Source organism: Acinetobacter bereziniae (assembly GCF_016576965.1).
GTDB classification, from domain to species: Bacteria; Pseudomonadota; Gammaproteobacteria; order Pseudomonadales; family Moraxellaceae; genus Acinetobacter; species Acinetobacter bereziniae.
The window spans coordinates 4367034-4383359 of sequence record NZ_CP066119.1 but is presented as its reverse complement, the minus strand read 5'-3'; the positions used below and the strand labels follow the sequence as shown (position 1 = coordinate 4383359).

The following is a 16326-nucleotide window of genomic DNA, read 5'->3' as shown; positions in this document are numbered from 1 at the left end:
AATAAATCGCAGAACTAAGGGAACAAAAAAAACCGCTGGAATTCAGCGGTTTTAAGTTCAGTGAAACCCAAATTTTTATTTATGAAGATCGTGGTTTCACCCAGAGTTGATAAGCAACAGCCAATAAAGCAAGCCAAATCGCCCCAACATAAAGTGCAGGACGTGAGGCTGGAAAATAACCAATCATGGCAATGACAAAGACCATAAATGCTGTGGCTAAAATCGGTGCAACAGGCCATCCAACTACAGGGAAATCGAGCTTTTTAATTTCTTCAGCACTGAGTTTTTTCCGCATGCCAAACTGGGCTAATAAAATCATTAACCACACATAAACAGTTGCAAATGTTGCAATCGAGGCAATGATTTCAAACACATTTTCAGGAATCAGGTAATTTAAGAGTACCCCAACCAAAAGCACGCTTGCCATGACGATTACGGTCATAAACGGTACGCCATTTCTTGATGTTTTGGCAAAACTTGCTGGCGCTTTGCCTTTGATTGCCATGCCATACATCATTCGCCCGGCGCCAAAAACATCACTGTTAATTGCAGAAACAGCAGCAGTAATCACCACAATGTTTAGAACGGCAGCCGCTGATTTGATCCCTAGGCTTTCAAATATTTGCACAAATGGACTGCCATGAGAACCGATTTGATTCCAAGGAAAAATCGACATCAGTACAAAAATAGTCAATACATAGAATAGGATGATGCGAAAAGGAACAGCATTGATGGCTTGAGGTATTGCCACTTTAGGATCTTTGGTTTCTCCAGCAGTCACACCAATGATTTCTATACCACCAAATGCAAAAACAACCACAGAAAAGCAGGCAATAAAACCAGCAATACCATTGGGAAAGAAACCACCATGTGTCCAAAGGTTCGATATACCTGAACTAAATTCAGTATGTGGAATATGCAAACCGTAGAGCATGATGCCAAAACCACCCAAAATCATGGCAATAATGGCAGTGACCTTAACGATGGATAACCAAAATTCCAATTCACCATAGACTTTGACATGGATCAGGTTAATCGCACCCAAAAAGAAAATTAGAGACAGAATCCAAACCCAACGTGCAACATCGGGAAACCAAAAACCCATGTAAATTCCAAAGGCAGTGACATCGGCGATCGCAACAATGACCATCTCAAAGACATAGGTCCAACCTGTGGTAAAACCTGCAAATGGACTGATATATTCAGAAGCGTAATGACTAAAAGAATCTGAAACAGGATTATGGACAGCCATTTCACCTAGTGCACGCATCACAATATAAATTGCAATACCGGCAATCATATAAGCCAGTAGTACAGATGGACCTGCTTGCTGTATAGCCGAGGCTGAACCGTAGAATAAACCTGTGCCAATAGCAGAACCTAAAGCAAGGAAACGGATGTGGCGGGTATTGAGTCCCCGTTTTAAAGTGGAAGTTTGTGACATGATAAGCTCCAGTCTTAGCTATAGTTTATAGGAGCTTGATAACGAGTTCATGCTTTTATCCGTAAAATAAGCAATTTACCTTCCATGAATGCACCATTTGTAGCGATTGGATCAAAGCTTAAGTCATTGCCGAGTGTTAAACAAAGTTACAAATGGATGCAATAAAGCAATCATTTCCTCACGAATTTATCTTTACTTTCCATGAGATAATTTCAAGTGGAAGAGCTGTTTGATTGACTTTTTGTAATAACAGAAGGAATAAGAGCATGAAAAAGCAAATAATGACCATGATGTGTGTAGCTTTACCTATCGTGATGCTGACAGGTTGTGAAAACATGTCTGCAAATGATAAGCGTATCGGTTCCGCAGCGCTTGGTGGTGCTGTTGGTGGTGGCTTAGGTAATCATGCAGGTAATGGTATTGGTGCGGCTGTCGGTGCTGGTGGTGGCGCGGCTGTAGGAAGCAAGGCAAGTAATGGTTCAAATCGCAACGCAACTTATAGTGGTGTTGGTGCAGGTATTGGTTCAGTGATTGGTAAAGGTATTCTAGGTGGTGACGCTGGTGCTGCAATTGGTGGTGCAATTGGTGGTGGCGCAGGTGCAGCCATTGAGCAAAACAAATAAGTCACTCAATGAACGATAAAAACGCTATGTTGTATTGATTCAGCATAGCGTTTTTTTATTTCTATCGTTTATATTTAACTTATTTAGTAGACCATTAAACAGGTTTAAACGATATTGAATGTCGTCTACTAAAGTCATTAACGTTTTAACGGATGTGGATTCTTACGACGGATATAAACGGTTTTTTGTACTTCAGCAATTCGTAACCCTGAATCATCAAAAATATTTAATGTGTAGTTACGATACACAGGCTTATAGTTCTGTGCCAGATCTTTAACATGTTCGATTTCAGCAGCATCCAATCGAATATCGGCATAAACCGTACTGCGTCCGGGTGATAGAAAATTAATGCTCGCAGCTTTGTCCCACACCATGTATTTAGGACCAAGGTGATGCATCAAAAGAAGCATATAAAATGGGTCGACCATCGAATATAAACTGCCACCAAAGTGAACCCCAACAATGTTTTGATTGTTGCGTGTCAGTGGCATTTTGACCCGAATATGATAGTTTTTCAGATCAATTTTTTCGATTTCAATTCCTGCACCTTTGTATGGAGAAAAATGATTCAACATAAATCTAGATACAAATGGAATTGTCTGTAGTTTCTTGATTAGCGCATTCATGGTCAATTCTAGTTATCTATTTTTCAACCATAATAAAGAACTCAAGGCAAAGTGGCATTGATCGAAATGCCCTCTAGAGCGAAATCATAGCCAATGGTGAAAACAATAAAAGGTGACTCAATGCAAGCGCAAACTTATTGGATCTCGACGCAGGATAAGCAAAAACTTTATGCAAAAACATGGGGGAATGCTGAAAACCCCGCGTTGGTCTTGGTGCATGGTTATCCTGATAATCAGGAAGTTTGGGAACCGATTATAGAGCAATTGATTTCAAAATTTTATATTGTGACCTATGATGTTCGTGGCGCAGGGCAATCCTCTATTCCAAAACGTATCCGTGATTATGCTTTACCGCGGTTATCGCTAGATTTGGAATGTGTGGTCAATGAATTACTGCCCGAACGTCAGTTTCATTTAGCTGCCCATGACTGGGGGTCAATTCAATCTTGGGAGTCGGTTACTGAAACAAAGTTTAAAAATCGTATTTTGTCTTATACCACCATGTCGGGACCATGTTTAGATCATGCCGCATTTTGGATGCGTGAGCAGTTTTTACATGAAAAACCTAAATTTTTTAAACAATTATTGAAATCTTGGTACATTGTTGCTTTTCAACTTCCGATTCTTGCACCTACCGTCTGGCATTTTTTCAGTCCACAGCGTTGGGGTGCAATTTTAGCGCAATTGGAGAAGACGAAAGATCTACCTTTAAACTCAAATATTGCGAAAGATGGTGAACATGGTATTGGGTTATATCGCGCTAATTTTTTACCACGTTTAGCACGTCCACGTCAGCGTTTTGCGATCTGCCCTGTGCAAGCAGTGGTTCTTTTAAAAGATAAATTTGTCAGTCCTGCGTTGATTGATGAAGTGCCAAAGTGGGCAACTGAATTTGAACGTGTTGAGGTTAATGCAAATCACTGGGCGGTACTGAGTCGACCTCAAGAAATTGCACAATATATTCAAGAATTTGCACTGAAAAATAATTAAAAGCTGATACCCTGAATCGAGGTGATCAATACTGGTTACCTCGTTATTTCACCATCAATTGGATGAATTTACAGCTTCGCTGATATGAATCTGATAAAATATCGCCTTTCAAATTTTCGTAAATTTCTCTATGAATGCTGTCGTTATTGCGATTGCCGTGATGTTTATTTTATCACTGGCACGAGTTTCTGTTGTTTTAACATTGGTCATTTCAGCAATTATAGGTGGTTTGGTCGCTGGTTTAAGCTTAGCTGACACAGTTCAAGCATTTAATGCGGGCTTGGGTGATGGTGCTGAAGTGGCATTGGCATACGCTGTATTAGGTGCTTTTGCTTTGGCATTGTCCAAGTCAGGATTACCTGATTTATTGGCATACAAGTTAATTGGTTTGTTGGGGATGGAAGCGACTCAAAAACAAGCAACAAAAGTAAAATTTTTACTGTTGGGAATTTTGTTGATTGCCGCTATTTGTTCGCAAAACTTGATTCCTGTCCATATTGCTTTTATTCCAGTACTGGTTCCACCATTATTAAAAGTAATGAACCATTTAAAACTTGATCGCCGTGCGGCAGCATGTGTCCTGACATTAGGGTTAGTTGGAACTTACATTTTCCTTCCTGTTGGTTTTGGTGCCATTTTCTTAGAGCAAATTTTGATGGGTAACATCAATAAAATCGGAGCAGCATATCAACTTCATGTAGAACGAAGCATGATGCCTATCGGGATGGCAATTCCTGTGCTTGGTATGGTGATCGGCACTTTGGTTGCAGTATTTATCAGTTACCGTAAACCTCGTCTATATGTTGATCGTGATGTTGCACCCATCACCACCATTGATTTAGACAAACCGCTTCGTGCAGTCAATGTGGAAGAACTCAAAGCAGATGGTATTGCTTTAGGACAGCAAGCCAAACAAGCCCCTGTAATTGCAACGAAAACCATTTTAATGGCTTTGTTGGCAATCGTTTTAACGCTGATCTCGCAACTGTATTCTGGTTCAATGATTCTTGGGGGATTGGTTGGTTTTGCTGTATTGTCCGCGGCAGGAATTTTTAAATGGCAAGAAGCGGATGATGTTTTTGTGCAAGGCATGCGCATGATGGCATTGGTCGGTTTTATCATGATTTCTGCTGCTGGATTTGCCTCAGTCATGACGCATACAGGAGATATCAATCATTTGGTCAATGGTGTGGTACATCTGATCGGTGATAATAAAGCTTTGGCGGCATTTTTAATGCTGTTCATTGGTTTATTTGTGACGATTGGAATCGGTTCATCTTTCTCAAGCGTTCCTGTGCTTGCAGTGATTTATGTGCCATTGTGTGTGCAATTTGGTTTTTCGCCACTGGCAACGGTCGCACTCATCGGTACTGCGGCAGCGCTTGGTGATGCGGGTTCTCCTGCCTCAGACTCTACACTCGGACCTACAGCAGGTTTAGGAGTGGATGGGCAGCATGATCATATTTGGGATACTGTTGTACCTACATTTATCCATTTTAATATTCCTTTATTGGTCTTTGGCTGGATTGCAGCTATGGTTTTATAGAGTGTTATAGCGAATATTTGAGGCTGTTTATGATGCAATCTAAACAGCTTTTTTTGCTGGTTTGATTCAAAAGAACTATTTTTGTCTGCTGTAGTGAGATATCTAATATCTGATTTTCAGATGCGATAAGACATCAATTGTTATCATTGGGAAATCATAAATATGAATATAGACGAATTAGTTAATTATATTGAAGTCGGTATGACTCAGCCTGTTGTCGTAGATCGAACCTTATTAGAAGAGTATGGGCGGTACATAAGGGTTATTGGTTTTTTAAAAAACAATAAAATATTAGTATCTTACTATTTTTATGATGGAAGTGGTGATGACACTGGTGTGGACATTAACCTTCAATATGAGTCACTTGATACAGCAATACAGTCGATTGAGCAATTTCTAGGGCTTTCAATAGATCAGTGGGAAAATTATAATCGAACGGGAAATTATCCAGAGCCTTTAGTGGATTTTGTTGAAGATAAATGGGCTGATTTAATTGCAGGTATTCAACAAGGTACGATGATTCCACAGGGTTATACTGAAATTTATATGAATTTATAGCTTAGTCTGATTTTTTCTTTAATTTTCAAATCACTTTTAAATTAGATTTTTTGCTGAGTTTTCTATCTTTAAATTTTCTAAAAACTGATATCAATATCAATGTGATCTGCAAGGTTAGACACAATATCCTTGCTGGTATTGACTACAATTTTACTCGTTTCAACCACTAGATCGACAAGATCGATAGGATCCGCAGAATTAATTATATCACTTACAGTGCTAGATTCTTTTTGTTCCGATTGTTCTCGTGATTCTAAATTTTCTCTTTCTAAACTATTCATATTTTCTAAAACCATTAAGTAGGTAATTGTGAGACTTTTCAGTAGTTTTCAACACTATTAATGCTTTCAATATGTCTTAGTTATGGAACTGAGGCAATGGACTTAGCTTTTAACTCTTTTAATCGGCGCCAGTGGAATGAGATTGCTCTCAATTTTTGACAGATCAGAATATCATTTTGAGGCAGCATTATCGTTAAGATAGAAAATAAAACGCTACTTGTGATAACGATAAGTTCTTTCACTTTTAGCTTTGTATGGAGTGAAAATGAGTCAAATTAAGTTGGTGGATAATTGGTCAGATTGGTTGAGAATGGTTTTTTAATCCGATCAAATACATTTTATATTTTAAATATAACATGTATTTTGTATGCATTATTAATTTATAATAATAAACTGATTATTTTATGAAAAATTCTCAATAATCTTGATTAATTTGGTTGGTTTTTAAAACCAACTATTTTAATATGATTAAAATAAATTTATTTATATAACAATTGCTTAAAAATAAAGATTATTTTTGTATTTAAATAAATGTTGCAAAATAATTAATACCTATGTTTAATGTTAATTAATAACAACGCGGGGTATTTATAATGTTAAAGCAACTTGCTCTTATTACATTAATGGGAATTTCTTCTGCTTCATTTGCAGACTGGCAAGTCAAAGTTGGTGGTTCGGTGATTTCACCTACTCAAGACACCAATGTTGCAGGTGTTGGTACTGTGAAAGCTGATCATGAATATGCTTTTACACCATCAGTAGAATATTTCTTTGGTGAAACACCATTTTCAGCTGAGCTTTTGTTAGCTGCACCGATCAGCCATGATGTAAATTTGGATGGTGAAAAAGCAGTTAAACTTAAGCATTTACCACCAACTGTTACTTTTAAATATAACTTTAAAAACTCAACACGTTTTACACCATACATTGGTATAGGTGGTACAGCATTTGTTGCGTGGGATGAAGAATCAACTGGCGCTTTAACTGGCACGAAAGTAAAAGTGAAAGATGACTTTGGTTTTGCTGGTCAAATTGGTTTTAATTTCCAACCAGCCGATGCAAAAAACTGGGGGGTTTTCTTTGATGCACGTTATGCGCAACTTAGCCCAGAAGTGAAAGTGACTGCGGATGGTGCAACTGCTGCAAAATTTGACTTAGATATTGATCCAGTAATCTACACTTTAGGTTATAGCTATAGATTCTAAGTAGATACATTAAAAAGCTCGGTACATACCGAGCTTTTTATTTTTAAACCGATCTTTTTTTTGTTTGAAACAAGAAACCATAAAAAATAGTCATTTTTGACTATATAACAATGTACAAAATCAATTTAATCTAAAACTCATCACTTTATTTTTTTGAATGAATATGAAATTACGAATTCCAATAATATTTTTATTTAGCAGCGGCATTTCAATTACTCATGCAGCCAGTTTTAACTGTGATCATGCCCAAACCAAAACAGAGCACCGTATCTGCGAACAACGCAGTCTAAATGATGCGGATGTTAAAATGGCGACAACCTACAACATTATCCGAAAATTAGTTCCTATGGGAACACGTGGAGTCATTCAAGACCAACAAGTGAAATGGTTACAACTGCGTAATCAATGTCAGGATAATGTGCGTTGTTTGACCGATGCATATCAAATGCGACAACAAAAGCTTGAGACTTATATGAATCGAGTCTATGAACAGGGTCCATTTTAAAAAAAATTTGGTTTTACTATTGAAATATGCTCAAACCACTCCATTTCATACAGCATTCGATAAAAAAGCGTTATGAATTTACGGAGTGATTTTATGAGCGAACAGAACGCACAACAAAATTCAAAAAAGCACAGCTTCCAAGCAGAAGTGGCTCAGCTTTTACATTTAGTGACGCATTCACTGTATTCAAATCCTGAAATTTTCCTGCGTGAACTGATTTCTAATGCCTCAGATGCATGTGATAAATTGCGTTTTGAAGGAATTAATCATCCAGAATTTTATGAAAATGATCCGAACCTACACGTACGTGTCAGTCTAGACAAAGATGCGAAAACCATTACGATTTCAGACAATGGGATTGGTTTAAGCCAACAAGAAGCCATCGATAACTTGGGTACGATTGCCAAGTCTGGAACCAAAGACTTTATGTCTAAGTTGTCTGGTGATCAAAAAGCCGATGCACAGTTGATTGGTCAATTCGGTGTTGGTTTTTATTCAGGCTTTATTGTTGCAGACAAAATCACAGTTGAATCTCGCCGTGCGGGTCTGGATGCATCTGAAGGTGTCCGTTGGATCAGTGGTGGAACGGGTGATTTTGAAGTCGCTCAAATTGATAAGGCTTCACGTGGAACAGATATCATCTTGCATTTACGTGATGATGCTCTGGACTATTTAGAAGCCTATAAAGTAAAACAAATTATCAATAAATATTCTGATCATATCAGTTTGCCAATCGAAATGCAGAAAGAGGTATGGCAGGAAGAAGAAGCGGTTGAAGGCGAAGAGAAAAAGCCTGGTCAATACGTTAAAACGGATGAATGGGAAGCCATTAACTCTGCAAGCGCATTGTGGACACGCAGTAAAGGCGACATCACAGAAGAGCAGTATGTTGAGTTTTATAAGAACCTGACACATGATTTCGAAGCACCACTTGCATGGGCACACAATCGTGTTGAAGGAAGTACGGAGTATACCCAACTACTTTATATTCCAAGCAAAGCACCAAGTAATATTTTCACACGTGAAGCGAAAGCTGGCATTAAATTGTATGTAAAACGCGTGTTTATTATGGATGATGCAGATAATTTGATTCCAAACTATCTCCGTTTTGTGCAAGGTGTTGTAGATAGTGCAGATCTTCCATTAAATGTCAGTCGTGAACTTCTACAAGAAAGTCGTGATGTGAAAACCATTCGTGAAGGTAATACACGCCGTGTTTTAACCACATTAGATGCTTTGGCGAAATCTGAAGATGAAGTAGATCAAGAAAAGTTCAAAACTTTCTATGCTGAATTTGGCTCAGTGATCAAAGAAGGTCTGGGTGAAGACTTTGGTAATCGCGAAAGAATTCTTAAACTTTTACGCTTCTCTACATCGACCAATGATGATGTTTCAACTTCATTGGAAGCGTATAAAGCACGTATGAAAGAAGGGCAAAAGGCGATTTATTATGTGACTGCGGATAGCCTTGCTGCTGCTAAAAACTCACCACAATTAGAATTGTTCCGTAAAAAAGACATTGAAGTGCTATTGATGGCAGATCGTGTTGATGAATGGGCAATGGAATTTGTACATGAGTTTGATGGCACACCGATGCAGAATGTCGCAAAAGGAGCTGTTGATCTCGGTGACTTACAAGATGCTGAAGAGAAAAAGGCACTTGAAGCCGCGGCTGAGCAATTCAAGCCAGTGGTTGAGAAACTATCAGATTCTTTAAAAGCCAAAACTAAAGAAGTGCGTGTAACGACTCGTTTAGTCGATTCACCTGCATGTTTAGTCACTAGCGAAGGTGAGCTTTCTCCACAATTGATTCGTATGTTGAAGCAAGCAGGGCAAGCTGTCCCAGAATCTAAACCAATTTTGGAAATTAACCCAGAACATCCTTTGGTGAAAAAATTGGATGGTTCTGCGCAGTTTGATGATCTAGCCAATGTGATTTTCGATCAAGCGGTAATCGCAGAAGGCGGTTTACCAGATGATCCTGCTGAGTATGTAAAACGTATCAATAATTTATTATTGAAATAAATCGTTGTTGTTTTTCAGAAAGCCTATCTTTAAGATAGGCTTTTTGTTGAAAAATATAAAATGATCAAACTTAAAAGAATTCAATTGATCAGCGGTTTAGTCTTGAGCTCTACCCTGATAACCCCAGTATCCGCATATGAGCTTCCTGCTGTTGAAAAACGCCGTGCCAATACTACAGATTTATCTGTACACAATGCGATGTTTCTAAGACAAGGCACTGAAACTTCTGTATTGGGAATATTAAAAAAAAGTGGGAAAAACTATGAATTGGCGAGCTCGGATGGTCAGCGTGGTGGTTCATTTCCCATAGCTGTGCATCCAAGTCTTAAAATAGATGATGATTTAGTGGGAAAAGAAGTCCGAGCGATTGGACGCATGACTTATGAAACGATGTCGATGCCGAATTCAATTGAAACTTTATATAGTTTTAAATTAGAACTTTATACTATAGAAGCTATACGCTAGTGCGGATCAACAGACTTGTCTCAAGCGAAGTGGATAAGTAAGAACTTATCCACAGTTGCGTTTAAATATTCATCTAATGCTTAAAATAACGCTTCTAAACGAACCAAGGCACTTGGAAAGTGGCTACGGTCTTCGCGACGGTCATTAAAATAATTTAAATCACCTTGGACATAGAACCATTCACGCCAAACAGGTTGTCGCCAAGAGATAAACGGTCCCCAACTGTTCAGTTTAAGGTCATTATTATTATAATAACCTCCAGTATAAATACCGTAGTTAAAACGATTGTTTTTAAAGAATTGATGTTGACGATAGGTGCGGTTATCCCAAGTTAGATCATCGTCTTGTTCATCGGCATAGGTCAGATAAAATTGGTTGGAAATAAACGGCTGATTTGGTCGTGCGTGAGTCAATTCTAAGTTGGTTCTTAGGTAGTTCTCACTGTCGATCCCATAACGATAAATCTGTTCAGCGTGGAAGGTAAAATCATTTCCCAAAGACCAGTCTCTTTGTGCTTTTAAGCGCGCATAAACATCATCCCCTGAACGGATACCTAAGTCTGCATCTAAATCAAAGGGCAAACGTTTTGACAGTTGTGACCAACGCAGTGCAATCGAACTATTATCATCTCTGATTTGTTTACCATCGATTCTTTTGTTTGGATCACCATCTGAATGATTATTTGAAATCGCAATATTGTTGGCAATTTCATCATCTAATGAATCATCACCAAAAACCACACTTAAACGATTTTCTAAGGTAGGGAGTTTAATCTTACCTCGGATACGTGGATTTACATCATAGCCATCATGCTTATTCCACTGATTATCAACCAAAATACGTAATGTTGCAGTTGCAGGGCGAGTTGGGTCAGTTTCTCCAAACCATCCATCCATTTTATTGGCTGTACGATCTACCCAATCGCTGAGTTTTTTCTGCTTTTTATCCGCCCATGTCTGGTCTTCTGTGGCTTGTGTTGGAGGCACAATTACTTGATCAGATTGTTCAGGAAAAATCGTTGGTGTTGAGTCAACGATTTTTGGAATATAGTTGAGTAAGCCTTTTTCCTCTGCCTCAATCGAAGATAATGATTTGCTTGAGTCAGCTTTCTTTGCATCGACATTGGCATCGAGACTATGATTTAGCTCTGCAAAAGCAGAATTCCCCAAAAGACCACCTAATAATAAGGCATAAGGTAATTTTGAGAAAATTAACGATGGAATTTTCTTCATATGCATACTTTCTTAAACGTTGAGTCATTCAGTTTTTAATTTTCAACATCACTATGCCTGAAAAAAACAGTAAATTTCAATTCAATACTGAGAATAGGTACAAAAAACATAAAGTATTGATAAATGAAGTGTATAAATCAAAGGGCAGAACCATGCAAAAAGTACATTTCATCAGTAAAACTGATTATTAATTAAAAATGAAGGATTTATTTTGAATATATTTTAAAGTAGAAAAAATCACTTCAATGTCTAAAAATCATTCAGGATTGTGGATAACTTTGTTTTTATCCTCAAGTGATATTTTATCTGGTGATATACAAAAAAGCCTCCCAAAGGGAGGCTCTTCTGTCTTATAAAACAAGAAAAAATAAGAAACTACAGCGCAAGAATTTCGTGGAAACGAAAAATATGTGCTGATCATAATCTAAGAAAAAAAGTCTGAATAGTTGCTTTTTTGCAACGCTGTATTGCAAAAATGACACGTAAATATATCTAAAAAGTCAATTCAAAATAAGTAATCGAAATGTTTGATAATATTGTGCTCTTAGATGCTAATTTATTTTACTTTTCAAATAATGAATATTCAACTTTGATCTAAATATATATTGAAGAACTCCATTTGAAGAGTTCTTCAATATTGCTATTTATTTATTCGGTACATCACAAGCGTCATCATTGCAGACAGGAGCATCTTGTTGTTCAACATCTTCATCACTTGCAGTTTCCAGTGCTTTTTGTAAGACCTGAACAAATACTTCACGAGGTTGAGCACCTGCAAGAGCAACACGTTGATCAAATACAAAGAATGGTACACCTGTGACTTTCAATTGCTCATGGGCAACTTGCTCGTCAAATTTTACAAAGTCGGCATATTCTTCAGAGTCCAATACATCATCGACTTCTACAGGGTTCAAACCTATACGTGATGCTACATCTTCAATGGTTTCACGTTCACCGATCGGTAAGCCTTGTGTCATATAACTATAGAAAAATGCTTCTTCCGCTTCTGAACCAAGTCCTTTGCTTTGTGCAAGATGGATGATGCGATGGGCGTTAAATGTATTTCCTGAGTTGGCATTTTCCCAATTAAATTGAATGCCTTCCTCAAGTGCCATGGTTGCAATATTACGTTGCATGTCTTCAACTTCTGCAATAGTACGACCATATTTTTGCGCAAGACGTTCTGAGTTTGAAACTTCTTGGCGTGGTGGCGCATCTGGATCAAGTTCAAAACTATGCCAATGGACTTCAAGTTCGATACCTGCTTGTTCTGCCGCTGCTTCTAAACGTTTTTTACCGATATAACAGAATGGGCAAACTACATCTGACCAAATATCTACGCGCATAGGAAATCTCTACAATCTAATTACTGCTTATGATGGGGTTCAGTAAGGAAAATTTAAAGTCAAATTTTGATCATCAAAAGTAGACTACGTTATTTATCATAATTTTGTAGAAATAATATACAGAAATGAGTTGCTTAGGATATTCTAAGATATCTATAACATGGTTTGGAGACTGGTATGCGTCGAATTTTGATCGTGTTCGGTATCATTTTTCTGGCAATTATTGGATTTTTCTACTACGACCATACTTCAATCAAAAATGAAGAAGCAAATCGACAAGCATTCGATATGGTCATGACCGACAAGATGCGCCAACTTTCAGAGCAAGCACAAGATCGCGCTAAGCCTGTCAATATTGATATTCACGATGCTCGATTAAAAGGTGACTATAAAATTTTGTCAGAGTTCTTGCTTAAATATTGGATCAAGAATATTGATACACGAAATGCTTATTTAAATCAGCTTGCAGCGGCTAAGTGGGACCATTTTTTAGATGTAAATCGTTTGGATGCAGACCGTAAGCAAAATTATGTTGAAACCACTCAGATGCTAGGAACTGTGCGTCAAGCCATGCAACAATATCAACAGAACAATATGAAAAATAAAAACGAGGCGCTTGCTGAATTAAAAAAATCTACTTTACGTAAAGATCTGAAAAAACCTTTACAAGATAAACTTGAACAAAGTGCACAACTTGATCCTGAAAATGCGTTGATTTTAAATGAATTACAAATTTTAGGAAAAGCTGAAACCATGTTTGACATGCTGAAAAAATATCAATGGCAGAAACAAGGCAATCAAATTTTGTTTAAAGAAGATGCCCAGGTCAAACAGTTTAACCAGTTGTATCAAGACGTCCTTAAACTAAATAGTCAGATCAATCAGAAAAAGGAACAGAATGCTGAGGTGTTACAAGAAGCTTTGTGAACTCAATACATAGAATTGGATCAATGAGAAATATAAAACGATGGATGCCTATTGCAATATTTATACTGCTATTGGTTGGTGGCATAAGTTATGTCTATCAGACGCCATTTTTGGTTAAACAAGACTGCAAAAGTGTTGCATTATATCGTTATCATTTTGGTATCTATCAAATTGATCGTGATCCAATTCTTGGGTTTGATCGTTATAAAAAGGTTTATGGCTGGAAACAGTTTTTAGGTATAGCAGCCATTCTCTGTGCTGAACAAATTGAGTACGACAAATGTGTTAGCGAAGAGAAGCAAGCAGCCTTGAATGCCGAGCAGGAAAATAAACAATGGGTCCATGTACGGGATAATTTATATATCAATGCTCATCATCAATTGGCATTAAAGTTTCACTACGCAAATCGTTGCAGCCATTTATTCTCTGAACATGTTCAGCCCAGCAAGAGTCTGTCTATGTTTAGCGATCGTTTTTATACACATTTCGGTTTCGGTGGGGATAACGAGCTTTCATTGACAGGAACAATTGATAGCTCGACATTTAAGAGATTAAACCCTTCCAACTTTTATCAAGATAAACGTCATGTTTATCGTTATTTCAACATGCTTGATGGTGGTAATTTTTCTATTTTGGAAGATGCAGATCCAAAAACCTTTAAGTTATTAGGCGATTGCTATGCCAAAGATCGCCATCATATTTACGAAGAACGTTTTGGTCAGCTTAAGGATGCTGATTATGCCACTTTTAAAAGTGGCGCTGATGTTGGATGTGTCGCAAAGGATAAAAATGGTTATTGGTTTTGGGATGAGCGAAAATCTTGGAATGATTTGGATTCTGGAGAAAGAGAACGGGTCAGCGTGCTTGAACATTGAAAGTGTAAGCAATGCGATCAATACAGTCATTGATGTATTGATCAGTTTATTTCAATCAAATAACGAATGATCTGAGCGCAATAAAATGAGTGAAAGTGAGTTTTAGAAAATTATATTCTTACTCAACCTTTCCCATGATTAGAAAAGATTTTAATAAGTCTTCTGATTGTTTTAGCTTGAAAATTTTCTCTGAAATATTCTTTAACTCCATGTTTAATGCGTATTTGGCAATTGGACATAAAGTAAATTTTTCCTCACCCAAGTCAAAACAGGGCAGTAAAAGTTTAATGTCTTTTAGATGCATTCCAGCATCGTTGAGCACTTTAATTTTATGAATATCTTCAATATCTTTTTGACTATAAAAGCGATAATGATTTGCTGTTCGTAGAGGATGAATTAATCCTAATTCTTCATAATAACGGAGCATACGAGGACTGATTTGAGTCAGTGCAGCAACTTTAGCAAGGTTCATCATATACCTCTTGACTGTAACAGTACTGTTTGAGTTTATCGTCAATACACTGACCAAACAAGCTGAAGCAATGATGGACTTTGAACAGAAGCAACAACTGATCTGAAAGTCTTTTCAATATATTGAATATCGGTGACCTAGATTAAAAATTACTTGAGCCATATACAGAAGATATTGAATTATTTTTTCCTAAATTTGGACGACATAATGAAAAAGAATCAATTCAAATATTTGCTGAACGATTATCCATATCGCCCAAGATAGGCAGACCATCTATATTTCAATAATATTGACTAGCTTAGAATGCTGTTTTTTGACTAAGCCAAGACGTTTATAAAAGTCGATGAATGAAAATTATAAGCCTAAGGTTATTGAATATTTTAGTTGATTGATCACTTGAAAATGAAAATTTATAAATCTTAAAGATGCCAAAAAATACAACATCTCTCAGTAAAATATAAATGATGGCTTTTTTATTTAGAATGTTTAGTAAGAAAATATATATGATTTTTAATAAGAAAGTTAAACCTCGTTACCGTTTATCTGAGCTTTAGTGAATCCAACTTTAAATTGTTATAGCCTATTTAATAGACAATATTCAACATTTAAAAATCATTTTATTGCATCGATAATTTGATTTATTTTTTTAGGTGAAATGTATGAACTTTATCAAAGTTTCTATACTTGCAACGGCATTGTCTGTTTGGTTACCCACTGTACAGGCGGAAGAGGTTGCGTCATTGCCGACAATTAAAGTGATGGCAGATTCTGAGCTTCGTCAGGAAGCGGTAGGTGTTACGCCTTATCAAGAAGACAAAGCCGTGCGTAGAGCATTGCAACATCAAGTTATTAAAAAAGAGAACGAAATTCAAAATTATAGTATTGGCGATAATATCGGTGTATTGGATATTCAGCCTAAAGCGCTTGAACCTAATTTTAATCAAATTCCTTCAGCATTACTCAGAGAATATGTGTTAGCTGTTGCAAATGGTTTACAGTCTTCTGACCCGACTACAGGTTTATTTACCATGATTGAACCACTTTCAATGGGTATGAACCGTGATAAAGCTTTGGAAGCTGTTCGTAATGGAACGTTTCAGTTGAATTTTGATAAAGCACGTTTAGACTTGATGTTAGGTGATAAGTGGCAAAGTGGTCTGCCTAAATAATCAATATAACAGTGTTCTAAATATATGTTGAAGCCAA

17 protein-coding genes are annotated in these 16326 nt (G+C 37.1%); 11 read left to right on the top strand and 6 right to left on the bottom strand.

Annotated elements, in window-relative coordinates; all coding sequences use genetic code 11:
- Window positions 1–79 precede the first annotated feature (79 nt).
- Window positions 80–1444 carry an amino acid permease gene (locus I9192_RS20540; RefSeq protein ID WP_004826246.1) on the bottom strand — a complete coding sequence of 455 codons (1365 nt, stop codon included), beginning with the start codon at window positions 1442–1444 and terminating at the stop codon, window positions 80–82.
- Window positions 1445–1710: 266 nt separating this feature from the next.
- On the opposite strand from I9192_RS20540, the gene I9192_RS20535 reads away from it, so the two are divergent.
- Entirely contained in the window at window positions 1711–2067 is a 357-nt protein-coding gene (locus I9192_RS20535; protein ID WP_004826248.1) for a hypothetical protein, read from the top strand.
- Window positions 2068–2204: 137 nt separating this feature from the next.
- On the opposite strand, the gene I9192_RS20530 is transcribed toward I9192_RS20535, so the two are convergent.
- A complete protein-coding gene (locus I9192_RS20530) occupies window positions 2205–2693 on the bottom strand; it encodes a PaaI family thioesterase (protein WP_005035285.1) in 489 nt (162 codons plus the stop codon).
- Window positions 2694–2813: 120 nt separating this feature from the next.
- On the opposite strand from I9192_RS20530, the gene I9192_RS20525 reads away from it, so the two are divergent.
- The 3 genes from I9192_RS20525 (at window position 2814) to I9192_RS20515 (ending at window position 5787) form a co-directional block, all read left to right on the top strand.
- Window positions 2814–3683, top strand: a complete 870-nt coding sequence (locus I9192_RS20525) for an alpha/beta fold hydrolase (RefSeq protein WP_005035288.1) — start codon at window positions 2814–2816, stop codon at window positions 3681–3683.
- Between the two features lie 130 nt (window positions 3684–3813).
- A complete protein-coding gene (locus tag I9192_RS20520; protein ID WP_005035290.1) occupies window positions 3814–5229 on the top strand; it encodes a Na+/H+ antiporter family protein in 1416 nt (471 codons plus the stop codon).
- A 162-nt stretch (window positions 5230–5391) separates the two neighbouring features.
- Window positions 5392–5787, top strand: a complete 396-nt coding sequence (locus tag I9192_RS20515) for a hypothetical protein (RefSeq protein ID WP_005035291.1) — start codon at window positions 5392–5394, stop codon at window positions 5785–5787.
- Between the two features lie 77 nt (window positions 5788–5864).
- Here I9192_RS20515 and I9192_RS20510 read toward each other — a convergent pair whose 3' ends face one another.
- Window positions 5865–6068, bottom strand: coding sequence for a hypothetical protein (locus I9192_RS20510; RefSeq protein WP_227549151.1), 204 nt, complete (start codon window positions 6066–6068; stop codon window positions 5865–5867).
- Between the two features lie 593 nt (window positions 6069–6661).
- On the opposite strand from I9192_RS20510, the gene I9192_RS20505 reads away from it, so the two are divergent.
- From I9192_RS20505 to I9192_RS20490, 4 genes are all read left to right on the top strand, one after another.
- A complete protein-coding gene (locus I9192_RS20505; protein WP_005035293.1) occupies window positions 6662–7273 on the top strand; it encodes an OmpW/AlkL family protein in 612 nt (203 codons plus the stop codon).
- Between the two features lie 163 nt (window positions 7274–7436).
- The gene (locus I9192_RS20500; protein WP_005035295.1) at window positions 7437–7778 is read left to right on the top strand and encodes a lysozyme inhibitor LprI family protein; all 342 of its coding nucleotides are present in this window, start codon (window positions 7437–7439) and stop codon (window positions 7776–7778) included.
- 93 nt (window positions 7779–7871) lie between these two features.
- Window positions 7872–9803, top strand: a complete 1932-nt coding sequence (gene htpG / locus I9192_RS20495) for a molecular chaperone HtpG (protein WP_005035296.1) — start codon at window positions 7872–7874, stop codon at window positions 9801–9803.
- 60 nt (window positions 9804–9863) lie between these two features.
- Entirely contained in the window at window positions 9864–10268 is a 405-nt protein-coding gene (locus tag I9192_RS20490; protein ID WP_005035297.1) for a hypothetical protein, read from the top strand.
- Window positions 10269–10348: 80 nt separating this feature from the next.
- Here I9192_RS20490 and I9192_RS20485 read toward each other — a convergent pair whose 3' ends face one another.
- Both I9192_RS20485 and I9192_RS20480 read right to left on the bottom strand, forming a co-directional pair.
- The gene (locus tag I9192_RS20485) at window positions 10349–11500 is read right to left on the bottom strand and encodes a hypothetical protein (protein WP_005035298.1); all 1152 of its coding nucleotides are present in this window, start codon (window positions 11498–11500) and stop codon (window positions 10349–10351) included.
- A 644-nt stretch (window positions 11501–12144) separates the two neighbouring features.
- Entirely contained in the window at window positions 12145–12846 is a 702-nt protein-coding gene (locus tag I9192_RS20480; RefSeq protein WP_004826262.1) for a DsbA family oxidoreductase, read from the bottom strand.
- A gap of 177 nt (window positions 12847–13023) precedes the next feature.
- Between I9192_RS20480 and I9192_RS20475 the strand changes: the two genes are divergently transcribed.
- Window positions 13024–13773, top strand: a complete 750-nt coding sequence (locus tag I9192_RS20475) for a hypothetical protein (RefSeq protein WP_005035299.1) — start codon at window positions 13024–13026, stop codon at window positions 13771–13773.
- A 23-nt stretch (window positions 13774–13796) separates the two neighbouring features.
- A complete protein-coding gene (locus I9192_RS20470; protein ID WP_227567128.1) occupies window positions 13797–14648 on the top strand; it encodes a DKNYY domain-containing protein in 852 nt (283 codons plus the stop codon).
- Between the two features lie 118 nt (window positions 14649–14766).
- Here I9192_RS20470 and I9192_RS20465 read toward each other — a convergent pair whose 3' ends face one another.
- Window positions 14767–15120, bottom strand: a complete 354-nt coding sequence (locus I9192_RS20465) for a MerR family transcriptional regulator (protein WP_005035301.1) — start codon at window positions 15118–15120, stop codon at window positions 14767–14769.
- Window positions 15121–15779: 659 nt separating this feature from the next.
- Between I9192_RS20465 and I9192_RS20460 the strand changes: the two genes are divergently transcribed.
- Entirely contained in the window at window positions 15780–16289 is a 510-nt protein-coding gene (locus I9192_RS20460) for a hypothetical protein (protein ID WP_005035302.1), read from the top strand.
- Window positions 16290–16326: the final 37 nt, after the last annotated feature.

Excerpts from the sequence above, each read along its gene's own strand:
- I9192_RS20540 (WP_004826246.1), bottom strand. The coding sequence starts at position 1,444 with ATGTCACAAACTTCCACTTTAAAACGGGGACTCAATACCCGCCACATC.
- I9192_RS20535 (WP_004826248.1), top strand. The coding sequence starts at position 1,711 with ATGAAAAAGCAAATAATGACCATGATGTGTGTAGCTTTACCTATCGTG.
- I9192_RS20530 (WP_005035285.1), bottom strand. The coding sequence starts at position 2,693 with ATGAATGCGCTAATCAAGAAACTACAGACAATTCCATTTGTATCTAGA.
- I9192_RS20525 (WP_005035288.1), top strand. The coding sequence starts at position 2,814 with ATGCAAGCGCAAACTTATTGGATCTCGACGCAGGATAAGCAAAAACTT.
- I9192_RS20520 (WP_005035290.1), top strand. The coding sequence starts at position 3,814 with ATGAATGCTGTCGTTATTGCGATTGCCGTGATGTTTATTTTATCACTG.
- I9192_RS20515 (WP_005035291.1), top strand. The coding sequence starts at position 5,392 with ATGAATATAGACGAATTAGTTAATTATATTGAAGTCGGTATGACTCAG.
- I9192_RS20510 (WP_227549151.1), bottom strand. The coding sequence starts at position 6,068 with ATGAATAGTTTAGAAAGAGAAAATTTAGAATCACGAGAACAATCGGAA.
- I9192_RS20505 (WP_005035293.1), top strand. The coding sequence starts at position 6,662 with ATGTTAAAGCAACTTGCTCTTATTACATTAATGGGAATTTCTTCTGCT.
- I9192_RS20500 (WP_005035295.1), top strand. The coding sequence starts at position 7,437 with ATGAAATTACGAATTCCAATAATATTTTTATTTAGCAGCGGCATTTCA.
- htpG (WP_005035296.1), top strand. The coding sequence starts at position 7,872 with ATGAGCGAACAGAACGCACAACAAAATTCAAAAAAGCACAGCTTCCAA.
- I9192_RS20490 (WP_005035297.1), top strand. The coding sequence starts at position 9,864 with ATGATCAAACTTAAAAGAATTCAATTGATCAGCGGTTTAGTCTTGAGC.
- I9192_RS20485 (WP_005035298.1), bottom strand. The coding sequence starts at position 11,500 with ATGAAGAAAATTCCATCGTTAATTTTCTCAAAATTACCTTATGCCTTA.
- I9192_RS20480 (WP_004826262.1), bottom strand. The coding sequence starts at position 12,846 with ATGCGCGTAGATATTTGGTCAGATGTAGTTTGCCCATTCTGTTATATC.
- I9192_RS20475 (WP_005035299.1), top strand. The coding sequence starts at position 13,024 with ATGCGTCGAATTTTGATCGTGTTCGGTATCATTTTTCTGGCAATTATT.
- I9192_RS20470 (WP_227567128.1), top strand. The coding sequence starts at position 13,797 with ATGAGAAATATAAAACGATGGATGCCTATTGCAATATTTATACTGCTA.
- I9192_RS20465 (WP_005035301.1), bottom strand. The coding sequence starts at position 15,120 with ATGAACCTTGCTAAAGTTGCTGCACTGACTCAAATCAGTCCTCGTATG.
- I9192_RS20460 (WP_005035302.1), top strand. The coding sequence starts at position 15,780 with ATGAACTTTATCAAAGTTTCTATACTTGCAACGGCATTGTCTGTTTGG.